Origin of the sequence: Streptomyces noursei, assembly GCF_001646665.1 — a bacterium.
Classification (GTDB): domain Bacteria; phylum Actinomycetota; class Actinomycetes; order Streptomycetales; family Streptomycetaceae; genus Streptomyces; species Streptomyces lavendulocolor.
In genome coordinates, this window is sequence record NZ_LWBU01000363.1 from 251,062 (window position 1) to 259,428 (window position 8,367).

8 protein-coding genes are annotated in these 8,367 nt (G+C 72.7%); 1 reads left to right on the top strand and 7 read right to left on the bottom strand.

Annotation, left to right across the window (positions count from 1 at the left end; all coding sequences use genetic code 11):
* Position 1 precedes the first annotated feature (1 nt).
* The 7 genes from mdlC to A4V12_RS26270 form a co-directional block, all read right to left on the bottom strand.
* Positions 2-1,651 (bottom strand): benzoylformate decarboxylase, encoded by a 1,650-nt coding sequence (gene mdlC, locus A4V12_RS26245; RefSeq protein WP_064071881.1) that lies wholly within the window; start codon positions 1,649-1,651, stop codon positions 2-4.
* A gap of 10 nt (positions 1,652-1,661) precedes the next feature.
* Entirely contained in the window at positions 1,662-2,855 is a 1,194-nt protein-coding gene (locus A4V12_RS26250; protein WP_064071882.1) for an MFS transporter, read from the bottom strand.
* Between the two features lie 335 nt (positions 2,856-3,190).
* Positions 3,191-3,499 carry a muconolactone Delta-isomerase gene (locus A4V12_RS26255; RefSeq protein WP_064071883.1) on the bottom strand — a complete coding sequence of 103 codons (309 nt, stop codon included), beginning with the start codon at positions 3,497-3,499 and terminating at the stop codon, positions 3,191-3,193.
* A gap of 3 nt (positions 3,500-3,502) precedes the next feature.
* Complete coding sequence (locus tag A4V12_RS26260; protein WP_107415517.1) at positions 3,503-4,537, bottom strand: ankyrin repeat domain-containing protein; 1,035 nt, start codon at positions 4,535-4,537, stop codon at positions 3,503-3,505.
* Complete coding sequence (locus tag A4V12_RS38160; RefSeq protein ID WP_107415518.1) at positions 4,537-4,983, bottom strand: nuclear transport factor 2 family protein; 447 nt, start codon at positions 4,981-4,983, stop codon at positions 4,537-4,539. Before A4V12_RS38160 ends, A4V12_RS26260 begins: the two co-directional genes overlap by 1 nt.
* A gap of 108 nt (positions 4,984-5,091) precedes the next feature.
* A complete protein-coding gene (locus A4V12_RS26265) occupies positions 5,092-5,553 on the bottom strand; it encodes a nuclear transport factor 2 family protein (RefSeq protein WP_064071884.1) in 462 nt (153 codons plus the stop codon).
* Positions 5,550-6,752: a low temperature requirement protein A gene (locus A4V12_RS26270; RefSeq protein WP_159028941.1), complete on the bottom strand. Its 1,203-nt coding sequence runs from the start codon at positions 6,750-6,752 to the stop codon at positions 5,550-5,552. Before A4V12_RS26270 ends, A4V12_RS26265 begins: the two co-directional genes overlap by 4 nt.
* 381 nt (positions 6,753-7,133) lie before the next feature.
* Here A4V12_RS26270 and A4V12_RS26275 point away from each other — a divergent pair, with 381 nt between their 5' ends.
* A complete protein-coding gene (locus A4V12_RS26275) occupies positions 7,134-8,108 on the top strand; it encodes an SMP-30/gluconolactonase/LRE family protein (protein WP_159028942.1) in 975 nt (324 codons plus the stop codon).
* Positions 8,109-8,367: the final 259 nt, after the last annotated feature.

Here is an 8,367-nt window from a genome sequence, read left to right on the forward strand (position 1 = left end):
GTCAGAGGCGGAACAGGCCGGGGTCGGCGACCACGACGTCGAGGAGGACGGGGCCGTCGGCGGTCAGCGACTCGCGCAGCGCCGCCTGGAGGCCCTCGGGCGTCTCGACCCGCTCGCCGCGCACCCCGAAGCCGCGGGCCAGCTGGGCCATGTCGACACCGCTGAGGTCGTAGCCCTTCTCCCACGACTTCTGGTCCTGGAGGTAGTACTTCAGCGACAGGTAGCCGGCGTTGTCGGGGATGACGAAGGTGACCGGCAGGTTGTGCTGGGCGGCGGTCCACAGGGAGTGCAGGGTGTACTGGGCGGAGCCCTCGCCGACCACCACGACCGCGCGGCGGTCCGGGCGGGCGAGCGCGTAGCCGACGGCGCCGGCGAAGGGGAAGCCGAGGGCGCCGCTGGCGGTGGCGAAGTAGCCGTTGCCGGCGCCGAGCGGGATCTGCTCGTGGAAGTCGGCCCGGGCGATGGGCAGTTCCTCGAAGAGGACGGCCGTCTCGGGCAGCTCCTTGGAGAGCAGGTGGAACAGGTACGCCTGGGTGAGCGGGGTGGTCGCCTCCGGTACGGGGACGGGCTCGCGCACGGGGGCGAGCGGGGTCCGCTCGCGCCGGCCGACCAGCGGCACCAGGGCCCTGACGACGTCACCGGGCCGGGCGATGAACGCCGCGTCCGCCAGGGTGGCGGCGGCGGCCTGCGGGTCGTCGGTGACGTGCAGGAACGTGACGTCCTCGGTCAGCGTGGGCCGGGGGGTCCGGTCGAGGTCGGCGGGGGCGGTGGAGAACAGGTCCCAGGAGGTGAACAGCGTGAAGGCGGGACCGCCGAGGACCACGACCACGTCGTGCTGGGCGGACAGCCGCTCGTTGATCAGCTCCGGGATGGGCGGCAGGACGCCGGCGAACAGCGGGTGGTCCTCCGGGAACGCGCCCCGGTTCCACACGGGGGCGCCCCAGACGCGGGCGTTGAGCTTCTCGGCCAGCTCGACCAGCGCGCCGCGGGCGCCCTGGGCGTCGACCGGCCCGCCGGCGATCAGACCGGGTCGCTGCGCGCCGTCGAGGGCGGCGGCGATGCGCTCCAGCGCGGCGGGGGACGGCACGGTGGCGTCCTCGACGGTGGGGATGCGCACCGGGTGGGGGTCGGCGGGGCGTACGAAGTCGTCCTCGGGCACGGCGACGAACACGGGGCCCTGCGGCGCCTGCTTGGCGATCCGGTACGCCTGGGCGATGGTCGCCGGGACGTCCTGGGGGCGGGCGGGTTCGGCGGCCCACTTGATGTACGGCTTGGGCAGCTGGGTGGCGTCCTTGGCGATGAGGAACGGGTCGCCGAGGAGCATCTTGCGGGCCTGCTGGCCGCCCAGGATGACCATGGGGGTCTTGGCGGAGGCGGCGGTGTAGACGCTGCCCATGGCGTTGGCGAGGCCGGGGCCGCCGTTGATGATGACGAGCGCGGGCTCGCCGGTGGCCTGGGCGTAGCCGTCCGCCATGCCGACGACGGACGCCTCCTGGAGGCCCATGACGAACCGGAACTCGTCGTCCGGCCAGGCCTCGAAGAGCTTCATCTCGGTGTGGCTGGGGTTGCTGAAGATGGTCGTCAGGCCCAGCCGGCGCAGCACGTCCAGTGTTTCGTCGCGTACGGTCCGGTGGCCGGTTGCCTCGGTCACGGCAGGTCTCCTACGGGGTGGGTTGGGTGGCGGGGCCCGCGAGGGCGGTCGGGAGGGTGAGTTTGCGTCCGGCCCAGGTGGCGGGCAGGGCGAGGGCGCAGACGGTCAGCGCGACGAGGGGGGCGCGGTCGACGCCGTACGCGGCGACCGCCCAGCCGCCGACGGCGGCTCCGGCGGCGATGCCCGCGTTGACGGCGGAGGCGCCGAGGGTGGCGGCGAGGTCGCCGCCGGGGCCGGCGAGGGAGATGATCCGCAGCTGGAGCGACGGCACGATGCCGAACCCGACGAGGCCCCAGGCGGCCAGGGCGACCCCGGCGAGCACCCGGTGGGAACCGGTGAGGTGGAGGGCGCCGAGGGCGAGGACGAGCACGGTGTTGCCGACGAGGAGGGTCAGGTCGGCGTTCCGGTCGGCGAACCTGCCGCCGGCGAAGGTGCCGGCGGCGCTGGCGAGGCCGAAGATCAGCAGGAAGGCGCTGACGCCGCCGCCGGAGATGCCGGTGACGTCCTCCAGGTAGGGCGCGAGGTAGGTGAAGGCGGTGAACTGGCCGCCGAGCAGCAGCAGTCCGATGCCCAGCATGGCCAGCACGCGGGGCGCGAAGGCGTGCCGCGCCTGGGCGCGCAGCCCGCCGCCGCCGCTGCCGGTGACGGTGGGGACGAGGGCCAGGACGGCGACGAGCGCGAGCGCGCCGAGGACGACGATGCCGGTGAACGCGGCGCGCCAGCCGATCGACTGGCCGACGAGCGTGCCGAGCGGCACGCCGATGACGGTGGACACGGCGATGCCGCCGAACACCATGGAGACGGCCTGCCCGCGGCGCTCGGCGGGGACGAGCCCGGCGGCGACGGCGGAGGCCACGCCGATGAAGAGCCCGTGGATGGCGCCGGTCACCGCCCGCGCGGCCAGCAGCAGCCCGAACGCGGACGCGAACACGGCGACGAGGTTGCCCACGACGAACACGGCGAGCGCGAGCCACAGCAGGGTGCGGCGCGGCATGCCGATGGTCGCGGCGGTGACGACGGGCCCGCCGAGCGAGATGCCCAGCGCGTACGCCGTCACCAGCAGCCCGGCCGTCCCGACGGACACGTCCAGGTCGCCCGCGACGAGGCCGAGCACGCCGACGACGACCAGCTCGGCGGTGCCGATGACGAACGCGCCGAGGCCGAGCGCGGGGAGCGCGTGAGTACTGCTCCGGGTCCCGCTCATCGGCGAGCCCCTCCTTCTGTCTTCCGTGCGGACGGTGTGGGCCCCGCCCCCGGGGGCCCGGCTCCTCGCCGGGGGCGGGCGGTGGCGGTGCCTTCGCGCGGTGGGGGCGGCGGCCTGCGGCCCCGGGCGGGCGGGTGCGGCGCGCGCGTGGGGGCACGTGGGGTGCGGCGCGCGCGTGGGGGCGGGTGCGCGGCTTCACGGGGAGCCGGTGGCGGTACCGGCTCCCCGCGGCTCCGGGCGCCGGGGGCCGTGCGGGCCCCCGCCCGGCCCCGGGGAACGAGGGGCGCGGCCACCGTGGGGGTGGGGGCGCGCCCCGGGGGGCCGGGGAGTCCCGGTCAGACCTTGTAGCGCTGCTTGACGTCCTCGGCGAAGCCGAGGTAGTCGCGCAGCGGCCAGACCTGCTCGAACTCCAGGTACTCGCGCATGGGGAGGCGCCCCAGGGCGGTGCGGTCGAGCTCCTCGGCGTCCGGGGAGTCGATGATGGCGATGACCCGCTTCTGGGCCGCCACCTTCCAGATCCCCACGCAGAAACCGGAGTCGAGGGTCTCCTGGGCGTGGACGGCCTCGTCCTGCTCCAGCTCCCACAGCTCGTCGAGCGTGAGGCGCCCCTCGTGCTTCCACTTCATCTGGACGTAGAACAGCATGGGTCACTTCCCGTCGGTGTCGCGGATGAGTCCGGTCAGCGCGTGGTCGGCGCCGAACACCTCGACGGCCAGGTCGAGCGGCGTCTTGCCGTCGTGGCCGACGAGGTCCAGCCGGGCGCCGGCGCCGACGAGGATGCGGACGCACTCCTCGTAGCCGTGCCACAGCGCGTCGTGCAGCGGGGTGTAGCCGTTGGTGGCGCCCTGGAAGTCCAGGTCGATGCCGGGCCGGGCGACGAGCTGGGCGGTGATGTCGGCGTGGCCGTTGTAGACCGCCTTGTGCAGGGGCACGGCACCGAACGTCGGCTCGACCGCGTTGACGTCCGCGCCCGCCGCGAGCAGCAGCGCCACGATCTCGCCGTGCCCGTCGCGGGAGGCGACCAGCAGCGGCGTGTGCCAGTCGTTGAACCCGCCCAGGAAGGGTGCCCGCTCGTCGACCTCGGCGCCCGCGTGCAGCAGCTTGCGCACCCGCTCGGTGTCGCCCTCGGCGGTGGCGGCCATCAGCTCCTGCCGGGCGACCGCGGCCTCGTCGCTCGCGCGCCGGGCGTCGAGGTGCCGCTCCGCCTCGAGCAGCTTGTCCTTGCCGAAGGTGTTGACGTTCAGCTCGTACGCGAAGTGCTGCTCCAGCGAGAAGCCGTAGTGCGTGTACACCTTGAGCGACGCGCCCCGGGCGAGCAGGTACTCGGCGATGTCCGGGTACTTGTACCAGAGGGCGTCCATCAGGGCGGTGTGGCCGGTGGTGGGCGCGACGGCGTCGACGAACGCGCCCGCCTCGACCAGCGCGCGCACCACGTCGAGGCTGCCGCCCTGGCAGGCCTTGTGCAGGGCGGTCGCCCCGGCACGGGTGTCGGCGGTGTGGACGTCGGCGCCCGCGCCGATCAGGGCCCGCACGGTCGGCGCGTCGGCCTGCCCGGCGGCGATCATCAGCACGGTCAGGCCGGTGGCCGTCTCGCGGGTGGAGGGGTCGGCGCCGGCGGACAGCAGCCCCGCCACGTTGGCGGTGTCACGGTCGCGTACGGCCGCGATCAGGTCGGCGCTCATCAGGCGGCCACCTGTCCGGACGTGTCCCCGCGCAGGGCGCGGACGATCGGGGACGGGTCGGTGTACGACTTCCAGCGGACGATCCGCCCGTCGCGGACGGTCAGCCACTGGACGAACTCGATCTCGAATTCGACGCCGTTGTTCCGGACCGCCGAGAGTTCGTGGATGACGCCCGCGGCCTTTTCGCCGTCGACCACCAGGTCGACGAGCTTCTCGAACTTGACCTCGCACTCACCGGTGAAGACCTGGAGGCTGGCGAGTACGGCGTCACGACCGCGGATCGCGCCGATCCACTTCATGTCGTCGTTGTAACCGGGGACCGGCGTGTAATTGATCCACTCGACGTCGTCGGCGAGCAGTCCGAGACAGGTCTCGAAATCCCCGGAGGCGAGCGCGTCGAACCAGCGCCGGGCGACCGCGCGGGTCGCTTCTGTGAGGTCGCTCATGTGTACTCCTCGATAAGCCCGAGAGAATTCCCAGAAGATAGTGATTCCGTTTCCGGCCGCTCACCAACAAGCTGCCGCCGACTTCCTGAGATTCCGGGACCGTCGTTTTCAGGATTTCTGCGACTCGGCGGCGAGCGTGAGCAGTTGCCGGTTGCCGTCGGCCCACGTCGCGGTCATGACGACGTCGTTGATGCGCCAGCCGTCCCCGGTGCGCACGAGCGCGAAGCGGTAGTGGCCGCCCAGGGTCCACAGCGGTCCGCCGTGCTCGTTGGGGAGCCGGTGGGTGGCCTGGAACATGGCGGTGCACACGGCCGTGTCGCCGTCGAGGTCGACGAGGAAGTTGCTGAACACGTGCTGGGTGGCGGTGAAGGCGCCGAGCAGCCCGGACCAGGCGCCGACCAGGCCCTTGGCGGGGACGACGGCCGGCTCGCCGCCGTTGAGACTGGTGTAGTCGAGCCGGACCTCGTCGGTGAACACCTGCTCCAGGGCGTCCCAGTCGCGCTGGTCGGTGTACCAGCCCATGCGGGTGCAGGTGTCGATGACGTCAAGTCGGTCCGCCGTGGTACTCATCGGCCGACCACCTCCAGATTCTCCGTGGGTGCGTAACAGGTGTGGCCCGACTGCTTGGTCCACCGGTGCTCGATGAACAGCGCGCAGACGATCAGGGCCCCGAGGGACATCACCTCGCCGACGGCCGCGCCGAAGTGGCCGGCCGGCACGGTGAGGAAGGCCAGCGCGGCGGCGGCGAAGTGGAACCGCTGCGGGCCGATCTTGAGGATTCCGTGGAACCAGGCGATCCCCGCCAGGTAGAGCGCCACACCGCCGGCGAGGGCCAGAGACGGCGCGAGCGGCAGCTCGGCGAAGGGGTGCGCGATGGTCTTCTTCACGGCCGCGGCGATCAGGATGAGGCCCAGCAGCATCGGGACGTGCGCGTAGAAGAAGGCGGACAGCGCCATCCGGGACCGGGTGGTGGCGTCCTGCCGTTCCAGGGCGACCTCGGCCCGCCGGGCCTTCTCGGACTCGTTGAAGTACACCCACCACAGGCAGGCCGGGATGACGAAGATGAGCACGGCCGTCGTGACGACCGACAGGCCCGCCGGGGCGCCGTCGGTGCCGATGCCCAGCGCCAGGAACGAGTCCCCCAGCGCGATGATCATCAGCAGGCCGTGCCGTTCCACGAAGTGGCCGGGTTTCAGGTCGAAGCCGGAGACGCCGGTGATGACCGGCGCCAGGATCTCCAGCAGCACCGCGCCGCCCCAGCACAGGTAGACCGCCACCCCGTCGAGGAACCCGGCGCAGATGATCAGGAGCGCCCCGGTGACGTGGAAGGGCGCGATGCGCAGCATGTTCCGGGCGGCGCGCGGGCCGCTGAAGGCGAACAGCGCGGCGTGGACGCTGACGATGAGCAGGTAGCCGACGCCGAAGGCGACCCCGTCGCCGTCGAAGGCGTTGGGGGTGGTGAGCCCGATCACCAGGAACGACGCCATGCCGAGGAGCAGCAGCAGCCGCTGGTGCTTGCCGTGCGGCGGCACGTGGTTGGTGAGCCAGGCGTACCCGCCGTACATCCACCACAGCAGCCAGAAGATCAGCAGGATCTGCAGGACCCCCTCGGGGTTCATGCGGTCGCTGAAGACCCGGGCGAGCTGGGTGAAGTTGAAGACGAACGCGAGGTCGAAGAAGAGCTCCAGGGTGGTGACCCGCGCCTTGTCATCCAGCGGCGCGTCGTCGCCGGCTTCCCGGGTGCCTTTCGGAATGGCTTCCGTGGACATGGTCGTGAAGGTAACGGCCGCTCCCGCGGGCGGTCGAAGATTTCGACCGGACATCATGAGGTCGCGCGCACAGCGGATCGCGCGTTCGTTCCCCGGACGTCCGCCGCCCTCCGGTCACCTCTGCGGAACGGCAAAATCCGCCCTTGACATGAGAAAGTCCGAATGTCCTCGGGCCCGGGATGCGCAGCTCGTTTCCGGCCCCGACCTCCGCCCCCACCTGAGCTTTCCGGCCGCCCGGAAGGTTTTGCGGGACGTATTTCGGCCCGGCCGGGGAGCGCCGTCCGAAACATAAGGTCTCTCGCACCTGGGCGGGTTGGCCCGAAGCCGCCCTTCGAGAGAAGAGAGACACACGTGCACCGCATTCGTCCTTTCCGTTCCCTGATGGCTGCCGGACTGTCCTTGGCCGGCCTGCTCTCCCTGACCGGCATGGCCGGTACGGCCGTCGCCGACGACGACATGGCCGACGCCAAGTACGCGGCGGGTACCGCCTTCACGCTGCCGGGCGCGCGGGCCTTCCCCGAGGGCATCGCCGTGGACGGCAGAACGGGCGACTTCTACGTCGGCTCGTACGCCACCGGCGCGATCTACCGCACCCCGGCCGGCCAGAAGGCCGCCGAGGTGTTCCTGCCGGACGGCGCCGACGGCCGTACGACGGCGGCCGGGCTCAAGGTCGACGGGGCCGGCCGGCTGTGGGTCACCGACCCCAAGGGCGTCATGGTCTACGACCTCGCCACCCGCAAGCGGGTCGCGCACTTCACCGTGTCGGCCCCCGAGGTGTCCCTGCTCAACGACCTGGACATCGCCCCGGACGGGACGGCGTACGTCACCGACTCGTACCTGGCGGTGGTGTACCGCGTCACCCCGGCGCAGCTCCAGGCCGCGATCGGGGCCGGCGGCAACGGGGGGACGCTGACCACCGCGTACAACCTCACCGGCGTCATACCGCCGCAGCCGGCGAAGACCGTCACCCTCAACGGCATCGAGGCGGACGCGACCGGCGGCTACCTGATCACCGTGGACTCGGCGGGCGGCGGCCTGTACCGGATCGACCTGAAGACGGGCGCCATGCAGAAGGTGACGGGCACCGTCAGCCTCAAGTACGGCGACGGGCTCCACCTGGAGTCGGGGCGGGTGTGGCTCGCGCACTACGGCAACGACACCCTGAGCCGGCTGCGGCTGAACGCCGACGCCACGTCGTTCACCGTGGAGCGCCAGGTCGTCGACGCGACGCTGGAGATGCCCACGACGCTGGTGCGCCGCAACAACCACCTGTACGTGGTGCGTTCGCAGTTCGACAAGATGGCCGGCGGTACGGCCGAGCTCCCGTTCACCATCGCCGACGTGACCGGGTTCTGACACGGAACGGCGGGGGGGGCGGGGCGGCCCCGGCCCCCCCCCCCCCCCCCCGCGGGCGCCCCGCCCCCCCCCGCCCCCCCCCCCGGCACGGGGGCCGGGCGCGCCCGGCCGGGCCCCGCGGGCGGGCCCCGCCCCCGCCCCCAGCCCGACGCGCCAGACCGGGGCTCGCCCGCCCCCCCCCCGTCCCCCAGAACCACCTGCTCGGCGCCCCCGATGTCGTACCCCCGCTCGCCCCGGCCGCCCGCCGCGAGGAGCCGCG